This is a genomic window from Streptomyces sp. SAJ15 (assembly GCF_007595705.1).
GTDB lineage: Bacteria > Actinomycetota > Actinomycetes > Streptomycetales > Streptomycetaceae > Streptomyces.
Genome location: NZ_NISY01000015.1, coordinates 192,748 through 210,365, shown reverse-complemented (window position 1 = coordinate 210,365; position 17,618 = coordinate 192,748). Strand labels below are relative to the sequence as shown.

The following is a 17,618-nucleotide window of genomic DNA, read 5'->3' as shown; positions in this document are numbered from 1 at the left end:
ACACAGCTACGCTCGCGATCCCGGCATCCCGACAGGCACGGGCAACGCGGACAGCGATTTCGCCACGGTTGGCGATGAGCACCTTGCGCATGCTCTCTCTTCCCTTTTCCTGAAGAACCCCGTCCAGCGAGGACGGACAGTTGCATTGTCGTGCTAGCCGAGGGCCCGTTTGAGGAAGTCGAGGACGACATTCGCGTAGGCCTCGGGATCGGCGCGCAGCCCCAGGAGGTGCTCGGCCCCCGGCAGCACATGGGTCTCGGCCTGCGGAAACCGCTCGGCCAGCGCGTCGACGGAGGAGGGCGGCACGATGGCGTCCCGCTCACCGGACATGAACAGCAGGGGGATCCGCGCGAACTTGCCGGTGACCGGCGGCGGCCACTGGGCCCGGATCATCGCCGTGCCCAGGGCGCACAGCACGCTGGTGACCACCGCGCGCGCGGGCTCGCCGCTCAGCGGCCCCGGCATCGGCAGCTCGTCGGCCTCGAGGAACTTCCGGAACAGCGGCGGCACATCGTGCCCGGGGCCGCTGTCGCAGACCATCGCGTCCACCTCGAAGCCCGTGTGGGTGAGCGCCCACATGGACGAGAAGCAGGAGAAGGAGAAGCCGTATATGGCGAAGCGCGCACCGCCGTAGCCGCGCACCCGACGCAGGTGCCCGACCACGGCGGTGATGTCGCTGGCGAAGCGGTCGCCGAGGCCGCGCCAGGACCCGTCCTGGCTGCTGGCCCCGTGGTTGCGGTGATCGAACAGACAGACGGTGTAGCCGGCCTCGTGCAGGAACTTCGCGTGTTCGAGACTGCGCACCTTGCTGGCGCCCATCCCGTGCCCGAGCACCACCACCCGCTCCGGCGAGCCCGGGCACAGCCAGGCGTGCACATACCTCCCGGCGCGGAACGGCACCTTCACCTCGGTGCACGGCAGTCCGTGGTCCCGGGGGTGGCCGACCTCGACCGGCACCACCCGGCGCCGGGGATGGAAGGCGCGATACGCCAGCGCCGCACCGTACAACGGCGCTATCGGCAGCGCCGCCGCCGACAGCGCACGGCTCCTGAGCGTGGCATGCCGGTCCCGACGGGCCGGAATCCTCGACTCGGGCATCTGCGCTTCCTCCTGGTGGCAGTGGGGTCCGTCAGGACTCACAGGCAGTCTCGCACCGCTCGGCGCGGACGGCCGCCGAGATGGTCAGCCGCATCCACCCGGGTGGCCCTGATCACCCGCCAGGGCCGCCGTGAAGTCCGCCTCGGGCAGTGCTTCCGCGGGGGCGCCGTCGAGCGACGCGCGGACCGATTCCACGAACGCCGGAAGCCGGTCCACCCCCCAGAACTTGTCGAAGCCGTGGGTGAAGAACGGCGGCCCGAAGGCGCCGGCGTCGCTCAACGCCAACAGCGCCTGGTGCGCCTCCTTCTCGCGCAGCCCCGGATCGGTGGCGGCCCCGGTCATCCGGTCCACCGGAAGCCCGAGCTCCGCCGCGAGCACGGCGATGGTCGCCGGGTCGCAGATGTCCATGCCGCGGTGCCAGCGGGCCTCGTAGACGGCGCTGACGTACTCCGGGGCCCGACCCAGCTCCCGGGCGACGAAGTACGGCAGGTGCGGCACCTCCCAGACCGGGTCCCGGTCCACCGGCCAGGTCACCGACAGCCCGCGGTCGCGGGTCAGCCGGCGCACGTCCTGGAGGATGTAGAGGTGCTTCTCCTTGGACATCGCGACATAGGAGAACGTACCGCCGGCCTCGTTCAGCCGGCGCTCGTTGGCCGCGTCCGGCTCCCACCACGGGCGCCATTCGAGCACCCGTGCGACGTCGGGATAACGTTCCATCAGATCATGATAGGCGAGCCACGAGTACGGGCTGCGGAAATTGAAATAGAAGACCGGATGTGTGCTGCGCTTTCTGCGCGCCATGGCCGTCATCCCCTCTTTGCGAGAGTTTTGCGAAAGTCTTTCCGAACGTCGTGGCCGGCCGCGGCCCGGGGTGCTCAGAGGATGATGCCGCCGTCGATCTGCAACACGCTGCCCGTCACATACCCCGCCCGGACCAGGTACGACACCCCGTCCGCGACCTCGTCCGGGGTGCCGAAGCGACGCAGCGGAATGCCCTTGACCGCCTCGGTCTTGAGCGAGTCGGTCAGGCCCGAGGTCATATCGGTGTCGATGAATCCGGGCGCGATGGCATTGACCCGGATGTTGTACCGGCCGCCCTCCTTGGCGAGCGACTTGGTGAAGCCGATGATTCCCGCCTTGGTGGCCGCGTAGTTGGTCTGGGTGGCATTGCCGTAGACACCCGCCACGGAGGATATGTTGATGATGCAGCCGGACTTGCGCTTCATCATTTCGAAGACCACCGCGCGGCACACGTTGTAGGTGCCGTTGAGATTGACGTCGACGACCTGGTGCCAGTCCTCGTCCTTCATCAGCAGCAGCGGGTTGTCCCGGGTGATGCCGGCCGAGGTGACGACCACCTCGACGCCGCCCAGCCGCTCCTCGGTCCAGGCGACGAACTCCCGTACCGAGGTCGCGTCGGAGACGTCGGCCTGCCTGCCGATGATCCGCAGGCCCTCCTCCTCGGCCTCCTTCTCCAGGGCGCGGGCGGCGTCCGGGTTGGACTGGTAGCAGAAGGCCACGTCGAAGCCGTCACGGGCGAGCCGCAGCGCGGCGGCCCGGCCGATCCCCCGTGAGCCGCCCGAGACCAGGGCGACCTTCCTCTCGACGGCCTTCTCAGCGGCGGACGGTGCGGATGCTGCGGACACTTCTGGTGCTCCTGTCGATCGCTTGACGCTGGACATCGCTTGTGGACGTGCGGATAGGGGAGTTACGGCAGGGGTGGCCGGTGACGGTCACGCCGTCGGGCGGCCGGTCAGCTCCTCGGCGGGGCGCATCGCCATCACCACCGAGCCGACCCTCATCACGGGCTCGCCCGCGACCAGGCTCTCCCCCTCGACGAACATGGTGTCGCGCAGCGCGCGCACCAGCCTGACCCGGTGTTCGACCACGTCGCCGGGGCGCACCGGGCGCAGATGGTCGACGTCGGAGATGGCGCCGAAGAGCATGACCTGTCCGGCCAGCACATCGGGGTTGGGCGTGTCGTGGGCGACCAGCACCCCCGCCGACTGGCACCAGGACTCGATCAGCAGGGTCTCGGGGTAGTGGTAGTCCGCGGCGGCCGCCTTGTCCGGCAGCGCCTGGTACCAGGGCTCGTTGCAGCTGACGGACTTCACGGCGGTCAGCCGCTCGCCGGGCACCAGCGCCTCGACGCGGTCCACCAGCAGCATCGGGTAGCGGTGCGGCAGGATCCGCTTGATCGCCTCGCTGGTGAGCGGGGCGGCGGCCGTCTCCACGGCCGGCGGGCTCACCGGGGGCTCCCCCGTCCAGGCCGCCGGCTCGGTGGCGTAGCGCAGCCGGACCTTGGCGGACGGGCCGCGCTCGGTGCCGGCGACGGCCTGGCAGCGCCACCCGTCCCCGCGCCGGGTCCAGGTGATCTCGGTGGTGAGGGTGTCGCCGGGGAAGACCGGGCTGAGGAACCGGGTCGACTCGACGGCCGCCAGGGACCAGTCCTCGCCGGGCTCGGGGAAGGTGGCCAGCGCACTGCGGTGCACATACTCGACGATGCACACACCCGGGAATATCGGAAATCCCGGGTAATGGCCGACGAACACCTTTTCGCTGTCTTCGGTGACGGTGACCCGGGTCCGGGCGCGGGCGCCGTCGCCCGCGCCGGACTCGAGAATCTCCGGCGTGCCGTCGACCGGGGTGACACTGCTGAGGGTCGGCATCTTCCTTCTCTTCTACTTCCTTATTTTCTCTGCGAGCAGGTCGTGCACCCGGCGCAGGCTGGTGATGTCCTTGAGCTCCTCTTCCCGGAGCTTGACCTCGTACTTCTTCTCCAGGACGACCATGACGCCGAGCGCCATCAGCGAGTCGACGTCCAGGTCCTCGGTGAAATGCGCGTCGTCGGTCAGCAGGTCCTCATCGATGTCCAGCACCTCGGCGACGGTGGCCCGCAGGTCTTCCATGTCGACAACGGCGGTGTCATTCACGGGGAGTGACTCCTCATCAGATTCGGGGATGGTGACGCCGCCTATCGTGCCAGCCCCCGACGCGAGGTCATATCGCGGTCAGCACTTCGGGTTTGTCGACGGCGACCCGCTCCGCGTCGGTCGCGATCCGCCGGATCATCCCGATGAGCTGACGCCCCGGCCCCAGCTCCACGAAGCGGGGGCAGTCCAGCTCCTCGGCGAGGGTGCGCACGCTCTCCTCCCAGCGCACCGGGCTGGTGAGCTGGCGCAGTTCGCGCTCCCGCCACGCCTCGGAGCCGGGGTGCGGGCGGGCGTCCACGTTGGCGACCACGGGGACCGTCCCGGGGGCGAAGTCCGCCGTCTCCAGGGCGATGCCCAGCGCGTCGGCGGCCGGTGCCATCAGCGGGCTGTGGAAGGCCCCGCCGACGGCGATCCGGATCAGCTTGCCGCCGGCCTCGCGGGCCGGCTCCTCCAGGGCTTCCACGCCCTCCACCGTCCCGGAGACCACCACCGCGCCGGGCGCGTTGACATTGGCCACCCAGACCCGCTGCCCGGTCGCGCGCGCCGCCTCCGTCAGCTCCTCCACCACCGGGGTGGTCAGCTTGACGATCGCCGCCATGGTGCCGGGGGCGGTCTCCGCGGCCTCGCGCATCGCCCGGCCGCGGGCGGCGATCAGCCGGGCCGTGTCGGCGAGCGACAGCACCCCGGCGGCGTGCAGGGCGGTGTACTCCCCCAGGCTGTGTCCGGCGCAGGCCACCACCCGGCCCAGCACCCCGGCGGCGGCCGCCTCCCGGTAGGCCAGCACCTCGGTGGTGAACACCGCGATCTGCGCCAGGTCGGTGCGCCTGAGCGTCGCGTCGTCGGCCCTGAGGATCAGGTCCTCGACGTCCATCCCGATGTACTCGGAGATCTCGGCCACCACCGGCCAGGCGGCGCTGTCCCGCCAGACGGCGCCCATGCCCTGCTTCTGGGCGCCCTGGCCGGGGAAGACCAGCGCCGTGCGGGGGCCGCCCGCCCGGCCGTCCCGCGTCTCGTCCCGCACTGCCGTCGTCATCTCGCTCGTCTCCTGTCCGTGTCCTCGTCCGCCGGTGGTCCCCGGTCAGCGGGTGCGCAGCAGCGCCGCGCCGACCACGCCGTCCCGGTCGACCGAGGTGACCAGGGCGACCGTCCCGGCCGCCGTCTCCCCGGTCTCCGCCAGCGCCAGCACCGCGGCGACCTGGAAGGCCGCCGAGGCCGCGTAGGTGTCGCCGATCGAGTCGGCGCAGGCCAGCCGGCGCGGCGCCGCGCCCGCGAACACCTCGTCCAAAGCGGCGCGTTCGGCCGTCCCGAGGGCGCCCGGCGCCTGGGAGTCCGCGACCAGCCCCACATCGCCCGGGGCCGTGCCGGTGCGCTCCAGGAGCCGACGCACGGTGTCCGTGAGCACACCGCGGGCCTGCTCGGCCTCGGCGGCGAAGCCGAACTCGAGGCCGGCGACCTCGGCCAGCCCGCGTCGCCCGTTCCCGGCCGCGGTCTCGGCGGGCTCCAGCAGCCACACCGCCGCGCCCTCGCCGAGCGTCCCGCCGTCCGCCGCGGCGCCGTCCGCGGCCGCCTCGCGGGTGTGCCACTCCAGCCAGGCGCGGGCGGCGGAGAACTCCTCCACGGCGCCGCACAGCACGCTGCCGGCCCGCCCGGCGCGCTGGAGGCGCAGCGCGTACTGGAGCGCCAGCAGCCCGGTGGCGCGGCCGCCGGCGATGGTGGTGTTGGGGCCCTTGAGCCGGTGCCAGATGGCGGACTGGCCGGCCGCGCAGTTCATCACCGTGTTGGGGAACCGGGCCGGGTCGACGAAGAAGGGCCGCTCGCTGACGAGCGAGTCGCGGGTGAAGTCCATCATGCTCTGCGCGCTGCCGGTGCTGGTGCCCAGTGCCAGGCCGGTGTCCTCGCCGACCCCGACCAGTCGGCCGCCCTCGGCGGCGCCCGCGCCCTCCGCGGCCGCTCCGTCCCCGGCGAGGAGGTGCCGGAGGGCGGCGACGGCCAGACCGGTGGCCCGGTCCATGGAGCGGGTGCCCTTGCGCCCCAGCACGGCCTTGATGTCGAAGTCCGGGACCAGGCAGGCGGCCTCGTACGGCACGGACCAGTCCTCGCGGGGCAGCGGGCGGTCGGCCCGCCGCCCCGACCGCAGCCCGGAGGCGAAGTCCTCCCCGCGCAGGCCCCAGGGCGAGACGGCGGCCCATGCCGAGATGAGCGGTCCGCTCGTGGCGGTGGCGGAAACCATGGTTGCGTGTGCTCCTTCACTGGTGGCTGAGGGGTCTGCGGGGGTGGGGGGCGCGGGCGCGGCGGTCACAGGAACCACACCCGCTCGTAGTCGTTCCAGCGGTCGGTCAGGGCGTGGGCCGCGACCCGGCGCGCGCCGGGGAGCAGCCGGTCGGCGGCGCTGCGGCCGAGCCGGGCCAGGTCGGGCTCCTCGACATGGACCGCGACCCCGTCGTCGATCAGGGTGCGCACCGAGGCGCGCGGGTCGGGCAGGGTGTCGAGGGTGCGGGTGCCCAGCCGGACGGCGGGCACATGGTCCGTCTCCACCGCGTAGCCGGCGGCCAGCCCGCGCAGCAGCAGGTCCAGACCGCGGGAGCGCTGGTGGAACTCGCGTACGGCGTAGAGCACGTCGGCGAACTGGGTCTCGACCGTGCCGCGGTAGCCGCGTTCGACCACCACCAGCAGCCGCCGCTCCGGACGGTCCGCGGGGGTCTCGGTCATCTCAGAACCTCCCCATGACCAGGGCCTGGTCGGCCGCCCGCACGTGGTTCATGAACAGGAACGGCTGCCGGGTGCGGACCTCGGGGATCTGGTCGGCCGCGCCGCGCGCCTCGGCGCAGAAGTGGCAGACGTACCAGTCGATCAGCCCGGGGTGGTCGGCCATCAGATCGCCGATCACGCGGGCCGTGGACGGGTAGGCCCGGTCCCAGTCGGCGTAGTTGCGCGGCAGCTCCCCGCCCACCCCGGTGCGGGTCAGATGGGTGGAGTCGCCGCAGGTCCAGAAGGCGACGCGGGCCCCCCGGTCGAGGACGGCCTGGGCCAGCCGCAACGCGCTGAGCAGCATGTCGTTCTGGTGCGGGGCGCCGAAGAGGGCGAAGAGGACCGCGGTGCGCGGGGTGCCGTGGGCGGTGTGGGCCATGTCAGTGCCACACCGCCCGTATGCCGGGGGTCAGCAGCCGCTCGGCCACCTCGTCCATGTCCACGAGCCGGGCCGCGGGCAGCAGGTCCGCGGCGGCCAGGGCGCGCCGCCCCAGGGAGTAGCCGTCGACGTAGAGCCGCCCGCCGTGCCGCAGCAGTTCGGCCATCGGGGGCAGCGCCCCGGGCAGCGCGGCGGTCACCCCGTTGTCCACCAGGAACAGCACCACCTCGTCCCCGGCGGCGGCCAGCCGCACGGCGTCGCCGACGAAGCGCTCGCAGCCGGGGCCCTCGTCGGGTCCGGTGCTCTCGATCAGCAGGTGCTCGACCATCAGCTGGTGAGCACCTCCCCGCCGTCCACGCCGATGACGTTGCCGGTGATCCACGAGGACTCTGTGCGGGACAGCGTCACCACCGCCTCGGCCACGTCGTCGGGGCGGGTCAGCCGGCCGTGCGGGTTGGTGCGCGCCGCGCGCTCGACCATCTCGCCGTGCTCGGGGATGCGCTCCAGGGACGGGGTCAGGGTCACCCCGGCGCGCAGGGCGTTGACCGCCACCCCGGTCGGGGCGAGCTCCACGGCGAGCTGCCGGACATGGGCCTCCAGCGCGGTCTTGGCGGCGGAGACCGCCCCGTAGTTCGGGGAGACATGGGTGTCCCCGGCGCTGGTCAGGGCGTAGATCTTGGACCCCGGGGCGAGCAGCCCGGCGGCGTGCAGGTCCTGGGTCCAGTAGACGAGGCTGTGCGCCATCACGTCCAGCGTCATGTTCATCTGCCGGGGGGTGACGGACTTCCCCGCCCCGGTGGGGAGGTACGGCGCCAGGGTGCCGAAGGCGAGCGAGTGGAGCAGGATCCGCACCGGGCGGCCGCCGGTGAGCTCGGCGAACCGGGGCACGAGCGCACGGCGGGTGGCGGCCTGCGCGGCGTCGGCGTTGACGAAGTGCGCCTCGACGCCCAGCGCGCGCAGCTCCTCCGCGGCCACGGCCGCCTTCTCCTGGCCCTCGCCCAGGTCGAAGTGGACGCCGAGCACGCTGACGCCCTCGCGCGCCAGGCGCTGGGCGGTGGCGAGCCCGATGCCGCTGGAGACCCCCAGCACCAGCGCCCAGGAACCCTTGAGTGACACCGTCACGGACCTCTCTCCTCGTCTCTTCGTCTCTTCGTCTCCGGACCGCCGCGTCGCTTCGTCGCCGCGTCGCCTTGTCGCCCTGTCGTTCTCGTGTCGCCGTGTCGCCGTGTCGCTTCTCCCGCGTGTCGCCTCACCGGCCGTCGGCGGGCGGGCCCGCGGCCGGGGCGACCCGGCAGACGGCGAGATGCCCCTCGGCCGCCGCGGTGACGACCAGGGACGGCGGCCCCCCGGCGCGCAGCGCCCCGGCGATCCGCAGCAGCGGCTCCAGCGCGCCGGGGCCGGCGGGGACCCGCTCGACGTCCGCGCCGAGGGACGCGGCGACCGCCTCGGCCACCGGGGAGTCGTCGAGCACCGCCGTGACCGGTGCGCCGTCCAGCGGGCCCAGCGCCTCGGCGACCGCGCCCGCCGTGAGGGCGTCCGGCGGCAGGAAGGCGGTGCGGACCGCGAGCCGGCCGTGGCCCCGGCCGCCCCGGGCCGTCGCGGCGGCGGCCGGCTCCAGCACCAGCGCCACCGCCCCGGCCTCGGCGGCCTCCCCCGCGGCCGGGTCACCGAGGGCGGCCTCGGCGACCCCGGTGACCAGCGCCCGGGCCCGGTCGGCGGCCAGGCAGCTGGTCCCGGTCGCGATGGCCTCCAGGCCGGCCACCCGGGGGGTGGTCAGGGTGAGGTTGAAGCCCTTGACGGCGTGCTCGGTGGCGAGCTTGGTGCTGAAGAGGTTCACCGAGAAGTACGGGGCGGTGGGCGGGAAGAGGTCGTCGGCGCCGCGCTTCCCCCGCAGCACGGTGTCGTCGATCTCCTCGTGCACCGCGTGCACCGCCGTGTTGGTGCCGACGGCCGCGCCCCGGTGGCCCGGGTCGACCGCCGCCAGGGCGTCCCCGCCGTGCGCCAGCGCGCGCCGGGCGGCGGCCAGGAAGTACTGGGAGGCGGCGGGCAGGTACTTGTAGCCGCGCCGGCCGAGTTCGGCCCGATGGTCGAACCAGCCCTCGACGGGCGGGCCTTCGGGGCGCACCACCCCGATGCCCGACACCACCACGTCCAGGGCGTCCCTCCGACGCGCGCTCACGCGGCCGCCTCCCCGAGCTCCGGCGCCGGCCCGAACACCAGCGAGACGTTGTTGCCCCCGAAGGCGTAGGCGTTGACCAGGACGTCGGGCGCCTCCAGCCGGCCTTCCGCGGCCGGCAGCCGCACCGGACAGCGCGGATCGAGCCGGTCGACCGGCACGTTGGGCGGCACGGTGCGGTGGTGCAGCACCAGCGCGGCGGCGACCGCGCCGAACGCCGCGGCGGCGCCGCCGGTGTGCCCGAGCAGCGCCTTCAGGCTGTACAGCGGCGGCCCGCCCGCGGGGCCACCCAGCACCTCGCCCAGCACCCGGCTCTCCACGACGTCGTTGAGCTCGGTCCCGGTGCCGTGCGGCACCACGCAGCCGATGTCGCCGCCCTTCGCCCCGGCCTCGGCCAGCGCCCGCCGCATCGCACGGCCGATCTGCTCGCCCTCCGGCTCCGGCGCGGTCTCGTGGTGGGCGTCGCAGCTCCAGCCCGCCCCGGCCAGCCGGGCGTACCCCCGGCGCGCCCCACGGCGCCGCGCGTGGGCCGCGGACTCCAGGACCAGCACCGCCGCCCCCTCGCCGAAGACCGCGCCCCGGCGGTCCGCGTCGAACGGCCGGCAGCGCTCGGGGTCGATGGCGCCCATCGCGTTGAAGGCGGCCAGGCCGACCCGGCTGTAGGCGTCGGCGCCGCCCGCGACGACCACGTCGGCCTCGCCGCAGCGGATCAGGTCGGCGGCCATGGAGAGCGCGAAGCCGCCGGCCGAGCAGGCGTTGCTGACGCTGGTGCCGGCCCCGCGCGCCCCCAGCCAGCCGGCGACCGCGGAGGCCACCGGGAAGAGCGGCGCCCAGCGGTCGCCGGCCGCCGCCGCGCCGGCGCGGCGCCGCTCGTGCAGCTCCGCGTCGCCCATGCCGCTGCCGATGACGACCGCGACCCGGGACGGGTCGACGGCGGCCGGGTCGGTGAGCCCGTCCGGCCCGCCCAACCCGGCGTCGGCGACCGCCTCCCGCGCCGCCGCCAGCGCCAACCGCGAGCAGCGCCCCAGCTCCAGCCCCTGGTGATCGGGGGGCCCGGCGGGCAGGTCGACCTCCGGCACCAGGTACATCAGCGGGTGCGGCATCCGCGCGTGCGGGTCGGGCACCCGGGTCGGGGCGCTGGTGGCGGCGCGCATGCCGCGCCACAGCCGTGCGGTGCCCGAGCCCTGGCAGCTCACCGTGCCCAGCCCGGTCACCACTACGTCGACATCGGCGTCGTTCATGGGGATTCCCGCCCGCTCACTGACCGCGGATCGCGTCGAGCACCCGGTCGTCGAAGGAGACCAGCCGCCAGTCGCGACGGTTGTCGATCACCGCGTAGCCGTGCACGATCCGGCCGGACTGGACCAGGTGGAGCGCGCCGTCACGGATCACGTAGTTGTCCATCCGGGAGGTGTAGGTGAAGTCCTTGAAGACCTCCTCCACGGTGTAGACGGTGTAGAGGTCCTCCTCCATCAGCGCCTCGTCGACGACGCGGACCGTGGAGCGCGGCACGACCGGGATCCACCGGCGGTCGTCCAGCAGCGTCTTGATGGAGATGCCGCGGTCGGCGACGAACCGGTCCTTGGCCTCCTCCATCAGCCGCAGATAGCCGGAGAGCTGGAGTCGCTCGGTGAAGTGGCAGTACGGGTAGGGGATGTTCCACTTCCAGGCGTAGGCGTTGCGGCCGGTGGTCAGCGCCGTCAGCACGGCCCGCTCGTCGCCGCCGCCCGCGAGCGCCGCGTTGGCGGCCGCGGTGAACTCCGGGCCGGGGTCGGCCACCGGGGGCAGCTCGACGCCCAGCCGGTCCACCGCGAACGGGGCCAGCTCCGTCGGCACCTCGGCCGCCGCCTCCAGGTAACGGTCCACGCGCAGCGCGAGCCGCACGTTCGAGGTGACCGCCTTGAGGGTCTCGCCGTTCCGCTCGACCCGGATGGTCACCTTGAAGGTGAGCGCCTCCGCGCCGCCCTTGGCCACCGGCACCACCTCGGCCTCGGCCTCGTCGTCCAGGTGGAAGGCGTGCAGGATGCGGGTGTCCATGGTGGTGAAGTCCAGGCCCAGGCCGTGCTCCTCGTACAGCGCGCGGGCCGGCAGCCCGGACTGCGCGAAGTGCACCAGGACCGCCTCTTCGACGAGGTAGTTGACGTGCTTGAACCCGATCCAGGTGCAGATGTTGGAGCCCTCGTAGCGGGGCCGCAGGCGCACCGTCGTCGCCTCGTTCAGCAGCGACTTGGTCAGCGTCATCAGGTGTGCTCCATCGATGTGCCGGGGTCTCCGGGCCGCGGCCGGACGGAGACCGAGTGAAGGAAGTCGTGGGCGGCCGCGGCGAACTCGTCGGCCTGCTCGACCATGGAGAAGTGGCCGGCGCCGGGCAGGATGGTCACCTCGGCGGCCGGCAGCGCCGCGCCGAGCGCCTCGGAGTCGGCCGGGAAGGCGGCGAAGTCCTTCTCGCCGCCGACGATCAGGAACGGCATCCGCATGCGGTCGGTGCGCAGCCGCGGAGTGCCCAGATACGTGTCGAAGAAGCGCACCCAGCCGTACGGCCCGATGCGGTCCTGCACCTTGAGCGCCATCCCGTGCCGCACCTCGGGGCCCACCCGGCCGGCCGAGCTGACCCGGAGGCCGTCGTCCAGGATGCGGTAGAAGTCGTTGAGGTAGTACGAGATGGTCTCCCAGCTGAAGTCGCCGGCCTCGGCCCGGTAGAACGGCGAGACCAGCACCACCCCACGCAGCCCCGCCGCCGCGGGCCGGGCCCGGTCCAGCCAGGCGAGCAGCGCACCGGCCCCGAAGGAGTGGGCCAGCACGACCTGCGGCCCGCCGGGCACGGCGGCCACCGCCTGCTCGATCCAGTCGGCCGCCGGGCACTCGGCCCAGCCGGGCACGCCGCTGCCCCGCCAGGGCAGTTCGGCGGCCCACAGCTCGCACTCCTCCGGCGCCCGCTCCGCGAAGGGCTCCCACACGGAGGCCCCGCTGGCCAGCCCGTGCAGCATCAGCACCCGCAGCGGGGGGCGCCCGGCCGCCGCCGGGCGCATCCGCCGCAGTTCCACGGGCTGCGTCGGGCCGACGATCACGCCGACTCCCCCGTCGGGGCCGTGACCAGCAGTCCGGCCACGCCGTCCGTGGTGTCGTCGCCGCTGGTGAGCAGCGCGGTGGGCGCGGACCCGGGCGCGGCCGACCGCCGCGCGTCGAGCCAGCCGACCGCCGCGGCGCACTGGAGCACGCCGTGGGCGCCGGAGGCGCGGCCGTAGCGACGGGAGACGTCGTGGCGCGCGACGCCGGCCGGCACCGGGTCGGATGCCGCCGCCCGCGGCTCCGGGTGCCGCTCGGGCGTGAACCAGACGCCGGGCGCGGTGTCGGTCTCGGCCAGCACGGCCTTGAGGCACGCCGCGAGGCCGGCCTCGCGGTGGTAGCCGCCGAGGGCCGCCAGCGGGCGGGCGCCGCGGGCGCGGGCGTCCGCGGCGCTTTCCAGGACCAGCGCCACCGCGCCGTCGAGGAGGTCCTCGGGACCCTGGCCGAGCAGCTTCCGCACGACCTCGTTGTGGGTCTCGACGCCGACCACCAGCGCCCGCCGGAGCCGGCCCGCGGCGACCAGGTTGGCGGCCCAGTGCAGTGCGTCGAGGCCCGAGGTGGCGCCGTTGCACAGCATGACGTTGGGCCCGCGCAGGCCGAAGCGGATGGCGATGGTGGAGGCCACCACGTTGCTGGAGGCGTTCGGCAGCCCCATCGGGCTGATGTGCTGCACCGACTCCCGCGCGATCTCGTCGGCCACCTGGCACACCGTGTCCAGGTTGCCGAGGTTGGAGCTGGCCACCACGCCGACGGAGGTGGCGGGCTCGGTGAGCCGCTCGCCGTCGGCGGGGATCAGGCCGGCGTCGCGCAGCCCGGCCGCCGCGGCGGCCAGCGCCAGCTGGGTCGAACGGTCCTTGTAGCGCAGGCCCTTGCGGCCGATCAGCGCGGCCGGGTCGACGGGCGCGAGCGGCTCCGCGGCCGGTCCGCCGGGGGTCTCCCCGGCCGCCGCCACCGCGCGCAGCAGGGCGCCCGGGTCGGCGGGGCCGCCCGGCAGCGCCAGGCCGACGCCCGTCACAACGGTCTGTACGGTGCTCATCCCATCTCCTCATCCGCTTGCGCGCCGGTCCGGCGGGGCGGGGCGCTCACCGTCCCCGGGCGCCCGGCGGCGGCCGGCCGGCCCCGGCGCGCGCGGGCGCGTCCCTCGGGGGCGCCGCTCACCGGTCCGCCCTCTCCACGATCGCCACCGCGTTGACACCGCCGAAGCCGAACGCGTCGACCTGGGCGACGCGCAGGTCGCCGGCGGTCACCGGCTCCCGGGCGAAGCGGAAGTCGGCCGCCTCGTCGACCGGCTGCTCCAGGCCGACGGTGGGCGGGACCCGGCCCGAGGCCAGGGCGCGCAGCGCGACGATGACGCTGACCAGGCCGGAGCTGCCGGCGGTGTGGCCGGTCATGGACTTGATGGCGGTCATCAGCGGCCCGCCGACGTCGGCCCCGTAGACCTGGGCGATGGCCGCGGCCTCCGCCTCGTCGTTGAGCAGCGTGCCGGTGCCGTGCAGCAGCACCAGGTCGACGTCGTCCGGCTTGACCCCGGCGCGCGACTGCGCGTCGCGCACCGCCTCGGCGATGCCCTGCGGGTCGGGCGCGGTGGCGTGGTACGCGTCGCAGTTCATGCTGACCGCGCGCAGCCGGCCCAGGGCGCCGGCCCGCTCCTCGGGGGTGTCGCGGCGCAGCACCACCGCGGCGGCCCCGTCGCCCATCAGCACCCCGCGCCGTTCCCGGTCGAAGGGCTGGACGCGCTCGGGCGGGTCCATGTGGACCCGGTCCAACAGCCCGTACATGGACTCGGTGAGGGTGTCCACGCCCGCCACGACCACGGTGTCCGTGGCGCCCCCGGCGATCATGTCGCTGCCCATGGCGAGCGCGTAGAGCGAGGCGGAGCAGGCGCCGGCGAAGGTGTAGGTGCGGTCGGCGCCGAAGCGCTCGCGGAGCGCGGTGCCGAAGTGCAGCCGGTCCTGCTCGTAGGCGGCGCCGTCGCGGTAGCCGAGCTCGGCCGAGCGCAGCTCGCGCAGCCCGGTGCCGATGAGCACCGGCACCCCGCTGAGGTCCTCGCCGAGCCCGGCCTGGGCCGCGGCTTGGCCGACGGCTCGCAGCAGCCAGTCGGTGGCGCGGCCGGGGACGTCCGGGGTGTCGCCGGCGGGGCGGTCGTCGATCTCGTACGCGTTCTGCGCCCGGTAGCGGCTGCGGTCGAAGCCGCGCAGCGGGGCGAGGCCGCTGGTGCCGGAGCAGAGGGCGGCGAAGATCTCCTCGACGCCGTCGCCCACGCTCACCACGGCACCGGCGCCGGTCACCAACTGGCTCATGAGGACGCACCTTCCCGCTGCCGGTCCCAGCTGCCGAAGATCACGACGGCGTTGTTGCCGCCGAAGGCCAGGCCGTTGTTCTGCACGACCTTCAGGTCCGCCTCGATCGCCCGGTTGGGCACACAGTCCAGCCCGCACTCGGGGTCGGTCTGGACGTGGTTGATGGTCGGCGGGATGAACCCCTCGGTGAGGGCGAGCGCGCAGCCGATGGCGGCCAGCGCGCTGGCGGCCCCCATGCTGTGGCCGATCATCGACTTGATGGAGACGGTGCGCGGCGGGGCCTGGTCGCCGAAGACCTGGCGGATGGCGCTGGCCTCGGTGACGTCGTTGGCCTTGGTGCCGGTGCCGTGCGCGGAGATGAAGTCGACCTCCTCCGGCTTGACGCCCGCGTTGTCCAGGGCGAGCCGCATGCAGCGGGCCACGCTGTCCTGGTTGGGGGCGACGGGGTGGTGGGCGTCGCAGTTGAGTCCGTAGCCGAGGACCTCGGCGTAGATCCGCGCGCCGCGCGCCACGGCGGACTCCAGCGACTCCATCAGCAGCACGCCCGCGCCCTCGCCGGTGAGGATGCCCTTGCGGTCGATGTCGAAGGGCTGGCAGCGCTCGGGGGCGATGGTGCCCAGGCGGTAGAAGCCGGTGAAGGTCTTGCGGCACAGCGCGTCGGCGCCGCCGCAGAGGGCGAACTCGACGTCTCCGCTGCGGATGGCGTCGAAGCCGTAGCCGATGGCGTAGTTGCCGGCCGCGCAGGCGGTGGGCAGGGTGACCGCCTCCACCCGGCGCAGCGCGAACTCCTGCGCGATGGCCGCCGACAGCCTGCCCGCGGGAACCCGGCGGGCGACGGTGGCGTCCATGTGCTCGGGGCCCTGCCGCACCTCCTGCTCGACCAGGTGGTCCAGGTCGCGCGATTCACCGTCGGTGGTGCCGATGGAGACCAGGCACGGGGAATCCCGCAGCCGTTCCTCGGAAAGGCCGGCGTCGGCGACGGCCATACGGGCCGCGGTCACCGAGAACTGGCTTGCCCGACCGAGGGTCTCTATATCCAGATTCCTAATCCACGGCTCGGGGTCGAAATCCAGGATCTCGCACGCGATCGCGTGGTCGAATCCGGTGGTGTCGAATGCGGTGACCGGCTTTGCCGCGCTTTTTCCGGCGCGCAGTCCGGAAAGAAACTCCGCGGCGCCGATACCGATGCTGGACACCGCACCGAGGCCCGTGATGACGACCCTGCGGGCCGGCTCTTCATGCATCGTGGAACTGCCTCCTCCGCAGCCCGCTCCGGAAGCGGACTACCAGCCCGCCGCTTCGGAAACGACCTGGTAGACGCCGCTGAGGTGCACCATGCGGCCCAGCTCGGACTGGTCGATGACGACGCCGAACTCCTTCTCCAGGGCGGCCAGGATCTCGATCGCGCGCAGCGAGTCGGCGTCGTGGTCCTCCTTGAAGAGGCTGGTTTCGGTGACCTCGTCCGGCTCGATCTCAAGGATGTCGCAAACGAGCTCCTTGATGGTTTCCCGACGTTCTGCGGCAAGGGCGGTCATATACCGCGCACCTCCATTTTGCGTCATGGGCTTCGCTTGAACGCCCTTGACGCTAGGGGCCCGTAGAACGGGGGCACAAGGCCACGGTCCACTACCTGTCACCGGGCCGCGAAGCGCCGTTGCGAGATGTCACATAACTGCACTCTCGCTGTCCGACGGGCGGCTTCGGCGCCCTTCGCTCACGGGGATTCACGGTCCATGAGGCCCGCGCGCACGGCGCGCACTCCGGCCTGGAACCGGGACTCGACCCGGAGGTCACGCATGATGTCGGCGACGTAGCGACGGTAGGTGCGGACGGAGAGCCCGAGCTTGCGGGCGGCAGCGTCGTCCTTGTAGCCCTCGCCCATGAGGGTCAGCACCTCGTGCAGTACGCGGCCGCGGGCGCCGCCCTCGAAGGACAGCGGGCGCATCGGCTTGCGGGCGGTGTCCCACATGTCGGCGAGCAGCCGGTGGACCATGTCGGCGACGGTGGAGTTCTGGATCATCGAGGCGCGGGATCCGCCGCGGTCACCGGAGGCGGCATCGGGGGCGATCACCGCGGCGCCGTCGACCACCACCAGCTCCTGGCGGACCGCCGCGGTGGTGCGGACCTCCACGGCGCCGCCTAAGGCGCCGACCGAACGCGTCCACAGCGGGCCGCGGATCACCTCCGGCGGACACAGCAGCCGAGACCGCACGCCCTTGCCGGCCAGTTGGGACAGGGTCTGCGCGATCAGCTTGGCGTGCGCCTCGTCCGCCATCCGCGGCAGCGCCCAGACCACCTCGCGTTCGGCGCGCAGCACCAGCCGGGCCACCCAGCCGGCCACCTCCTCGCCGCCGACGGGCAGTTCGGAGGTCAGATAGGCGAGCGTGGAGCGCCGGTGGTGGTGCACCGCGGACTCCAACAGCCGAAGCGCCTCCCCCAGGGCCGCTTCCAGGCCACCGCCGTCCGCGTCCTCACCCGTGCCCGACTCGATATCCACTCGGTCCCCAGCGCCCACTTCCCCACCAAAAGGCGCTCGGCGGTCTTGTTGAATTCCGAAATGGCTCAAAGGGCACCCCCGTTACCTTTGGCGCGCGGGCGCCGAGATCGGTGCTCACACGGCTTCACAGTAGCCAGGCGGCGCGCGGCACGGCAAGAAAGATCGACACCAATCGCCCCCTTCAGGCAGCCGTGCGGCAAGCATGGACATGAGGACATGGGGCGACAAATCCCGCCAACCCGCCGAGGCTGCTTCTCTCGTTACCCACTCTGACGTGCGGGAAGACCCCATTCCGCAAAGTGGCGCGATGTCTTACTCGGCAGCGGACCACCCCGGGTGGCAGTCTGCCGTCAACGAGCCGAAAAGAGCCGCGACTTGATAACGCTGCGCCCCACACCGACCGATTGATAACTTGCCGTCA

21 protein-coding genes are annotated in these 17,618 nt (G+C 73.4%); all 21 read right to left on the bottom strand.

Annotation, left to right across the window (positions count from 1 at the left end):
- Positions 1–91 (bottom strand): biotin carboxylase N-terminal domain-containing protein (locus CD790_RS29430; RefSeq protein ID WP_308427085.1); only part of this gene is annotated, 91 nt, incomplete at its 3' end.
- A 62-nt stretch (positions 92–153) separates the two neighbouring features.
- Positions 154–1,098 carry an alpha/beta hydrolase gene (locus tag CD790_RS29425; protein ID WP_144386397.1) on the bottom strand — a complete coding sequence of 315 codons (945 nt, stop codon included), beginning with the start codon at positions 1,096–1,098 and terminating at the stop codon, positions 154–156.
- A gap of 84 nt (positions 1,099–1,182) precedes the next feature.
- The gene (locus tag CD790_RS29420; RefSeq protein ID WP_313956549.1) at positions 1,183–1,899 is read right to left on the bottom strand and encodes a DsbA family protein; all 717 of its coding nucleotides are present in this window, start codon (positions 1,897–1,899) and stop codon (positions 1,183–1,185) included.
- A 74-nt stretch (positions 1,900–1,973) separates the two neighbouring features.
- Positions 1,974–2,744 carry a 3-oxoacyl-[acyl-carrier-protein] reductase gene (gene fabG / locus CD790_RS29415; RefSeq protein WP_260867982.1) on the bottom strand — a complete coding sequence of 257 codons (771 nt, stop codon included), beginning with the start codon at positions 2,742–2,744 and terminating at the stop codon, positions 1,974–1,976.
- Positions 2,745–2,831: 87 nt separating this feature from the next.
- Positions 2,832–3,767 (bottom strand): hotdog domain-containing protein, encoded by a 936-nt coding sequence (locus tag CD790_RS36675; protein ID WP_313956548.1) that lies wholly within the window; start codon positions 3,765–3,767, stop codon positions 2,832–2,834.
- Between the two features lie 12 nt (positions 3,768–3,779).
- Positions 3,780–4,031 (bottom strand): acyl carrier protein, encoded by a 252-nt coding sequence (locus tag CD790_RS29400; protein ID WP_260867981.1) that lies wholly within the window; start codon positions 4,029–4,031, stop codon positions 3,780–3,782.
- Between the two features lie 67 nt (positions 4,032–4,098).
- Positions 4,099–5,064 (bottom strand): ACP S-malonyltransferase, encoded by a 966-nt coding sequence (locus CD790_RS29395; RefSeq protein ID WP_144386394.1) that lies wholly within the window; start codon positions 5,062–5,064, stop codon positions 4,099–4,101.
- 45 nt (positions 5,065–5,109) lie between these two features.
- Positions 5,110–6,261 (bottom strand): beta-ketoacyl synthase N-terminal-like domain-containing protein, encoded by a 1,152-nt coding sequence (locus CD790_RS29390; protein ID WP_144386393.1) that lies wholly within the window; start codon positions 6,259–6,261, stop codon positions 5,110–5,112.
- Positions 6,262–6,326: 65 nt separating this feature from the next.
- Positions 6,327–6,740 carry a hypothetical protein gene (locus CD790_RS29385; protein ID WP_144386392.1) on the bottom strand — a complete coding sequence of 138 codons (414 nt, stop codon included), beginning with the start codon at positions 6,738–6,740 and terminating at the stop codon, positions 6,327–6,329.
- A gap of 1 nt (position 6,741) precedes the next feature.
- Entirely contained in the window at positions 6,742–7,158 is a 417-nt protein-coding gene (locus CD790_RS29380) for a DsrE family protein (protein WP_144386391.1), read from the bottom strand.
- A gap of 1 nt (position 7,159) precedes the next feature.
- Complete coding sequence (locus CD790_RS29375) at positions 7,160–7,486, bottom strand: DsrE family protein (RefSeq protein ID WP_144386390.1); 327 nt, start codon at positions 7,484–7,486, stop codon at positions 7,160–7,162.
- Positions 7,486–8,280 carry an SDR family oxidoreductase gene (locus CD790_RS29370; protein ID WP_144386389.1) on the bottom strand — a complete coding sequence of 265 codons (795 nt, stop codon included), beginning with the start codon at positions 8,278–8,280 and terminating at the stop codon, positions 7,486–7,488. Before CD790_RS29370 ends, CD790_RS29375 begins: the two co-directional genes overlap by 1 nt.
- Positions 8,281–8,407: 127 nt before the next feature.
- The gene (locus CD790_RS29365) at positions 8,408–9,337 is read right to left on the bottom strand and encodes a beta-ketoacyl synthase N-terminal-like domain-containing protein (RefSeq protein WP_260867980.1); all 930 of its coding nucleotides are present in this window, start codon (positions 9,335–9,337) and stop codon (positions 8,408–8,410) included.
- Positions 9,334–10,575 (bottom strand): beta-ketoacyl synthase N-terminal-like domain-containing protein, encoded by a 1,242-nt coding sequence (locus CD790_RS29360; protein ID WP_144386388.1) that lies wholly within the window; start codon positions 10,573–10,575, stop codon positions 9,334–9,336. The genes CD790_RS29365 and CD790_RS29360 overlap by 4 nt, the downstream gene beginning before the upstream one ends.
- A 16-nt stretch (positions 10,576–10,591) precedes the next feature.
- Positions 10,592–11,575 carry a hypothetical protein gene (locus CD790_RS29355; protein WP_144386387.1) on the bottom strand — a complete coding sequence of 328 codons (984 nt, stop codon included), beginning with the start codon at positions 11,573–11,575 and terminating at the stop codon, positions 10,592–10,594.
- The gene (locus CD790_RS29350) at positions 11,575–12,402 is read right to left on the bottom strand and encodes an alpha/beta fold hydrolase (RefSeq protein ID WP_260867979.1); all 828 of its coding nucleotides are present in this window, start codon (positions 12,400–12,402) and stop codon (positions 11,575–11,577) included. The genes CD790_RS29355 and CD790_RS29350 overlap by 1 nt, the downstream gene beginning before the upstream one ends.
- Positions 12,399–13,436: a beta-ketoacyl synthase N-terminal-like domain-containing protein gene (locus CD790_RS29345; protein WP_144386386.1), complete on the bottom strand. Its 1,038-nt coding sequence runs from the start codon at positions 13,434–13,436 to the stop codon at positions 12,399–12,401. Before CD790_RS29345 ends, CD790_RS29350 begins: the two co-directional genes overlap by 4 nt.
- A gap of 118 nt (positions 13,437–13,554) precedes the next feature.
- On the bottom strand, positions 13,555–14,700 hold the full coding sequence (locus tag CD790_RS29340) for a beta-ketoacyl synthase N-terminal-like domain-containing protein (protein ID WP_144386385.1): 1,146 nt from the start codon (positions 14,698–14,700) through the stop codon (positions 13,555–13,557).
- Positions 14,697–15,944, bottom strand: a complete 1,248-nt coding sequence (locus tag CD790_RS29335; RefSeq protein WP_144386384.1) for a beta-ketoacyl synthase — start codon at positions 15,942–15,944, stop codon at positions 14,697–14,699. The genes CD790_RS29340 and CD790_RS29335 overlap by 4 nt, the downstream gene beginning before the upstream one ends.
- Positions 15,945–15,983: 39 nt before the next feature.
- Complete coding sequence (locus CD790_RS29330; RefSeq protein ID WP_144386383.1) at positions 15,984–16,235, bottom strand: acyl carrier protein; 252 nt, start codon at positions 16,233–16,235, stop codon at positions 15,984–15,986.
- Between the two features lie 179 nt (positions 16,236–16,414).
- Positions 16,415–17,197, bottom strand: a complete 783-nt coding sequence (locus CD790_RS29325) for a DNA-binding response regulator (protein WP_260867978.1) — start codon at positions 17,195–17,197, stop codon at positions 16,415–16,417.
- Between the last annotated feature and the right edge of the window lie 421 nt (positions 17,198–17,618).

Excerpts from the sequence above, each read along its gene's own strand:
- CD790_RS29355 (WP_144386387.1), bottom strand. The coding sequence starts at position 11,575 with ATGACGCTGACCAAGTCGCTGCTGAACGAGGCGACGACGGTGCGCCTG.
- CD790_RS29360 (WP_144386388.1), bottom strand. The coding sequence starts at position 10,575 with ATGAACGACGCCGATGTCGACGTAGTGGTGACCGGGCTGGGCACGGTG.
- CD790_RS29385 (WP_144386392.1), bottom strand. The coding sequence starts at position 6,740 with ATGACCGAGACCCCCGCGGACCGTCCGGAGCGGCGGCTGCTGGTGGTG.
- CD790_RS29375 (WP_144386390.1), bottom strand. The coding sequence starts at position 7,486 with ATGGTCGAGCACCTGCTGATCGAGAGCACCGGACCCGACGAGGGCCCC.
- CD790_RS29420 (WP_313956549.1), bottom strand. The coding sequence starts at position 1,899 with ATGGCGCGCAGAAAGCGCAGCACACATCCGGTCTTCTATTTCAATTTC.
- CD790_RS29390 (WP_144386393.1), bottom strand. The coding sequence starts at position 6,261 with ATGGTTTCCGCCACCGCCACGAGCGGACCGCTCATCTCGGCATGGGCC.
- CD790_RS29380 (WP_144386391.1), bottom strand. The coding sequence starts at position 7,158 with ATGGCCCACACCGCCCACGGCACCCCGCGCACCGCGGTCCTCTTCGCC.
- CD790_RS29340 (WP_144386385.1), bottom strand. The coding sequence starts at position 14,700 with ATGAGCCAGTTGGTGACCGGCGCCGGTGCCGTGGTGAGCGTGGGCGAC.
- CD790_RS29425 (WP_144386397.1), bottom strand. The coding sequence starts at position 1,098 with ATGCCCGAGTCGAGGATTCCGGCCCGTCGGGACCGGCATGCCACGCTC.
- CD790_RS29335 (WP_144386384.1), bottom strand. The coding sequence starts at position 15,944 with ATGCATGAAGAGCCGGCCCGCAGGGTCGTCATCACGGGCCTCGGTGCG.
- CD790_RS29395 (WP_144386394.1), bottom strand. The coding sequence starts at position 5,064 with ATGACGACGGCAGTGCGGGACGAGACGCGGGACGGCCGGGCGGGCGGC.
- CD790_RS29330 (WP_144386383.1), bottom strand. The coding sequence starts at position 16,235 with ATGACCGCCCTTGCCGCAGAACGTCGGGAAACCATCAAGGAGCTCGTT.
- CD790_RS29345 (WP_144386386.1), bottom strand. The coding sequence starts at position 13,436 with ATGAGCACCGTACAGACCGTTGTGACGGGCGTCGGCCTGGCGCTGCCG.
- CD790_RS36675 (WP_313956548.1), bottom strand. The coding sequence starts at position 3,767 with ATGCCGACCCTCAGCAGTGTCACCCCGGTCGACGGCACGCCGGAGATT.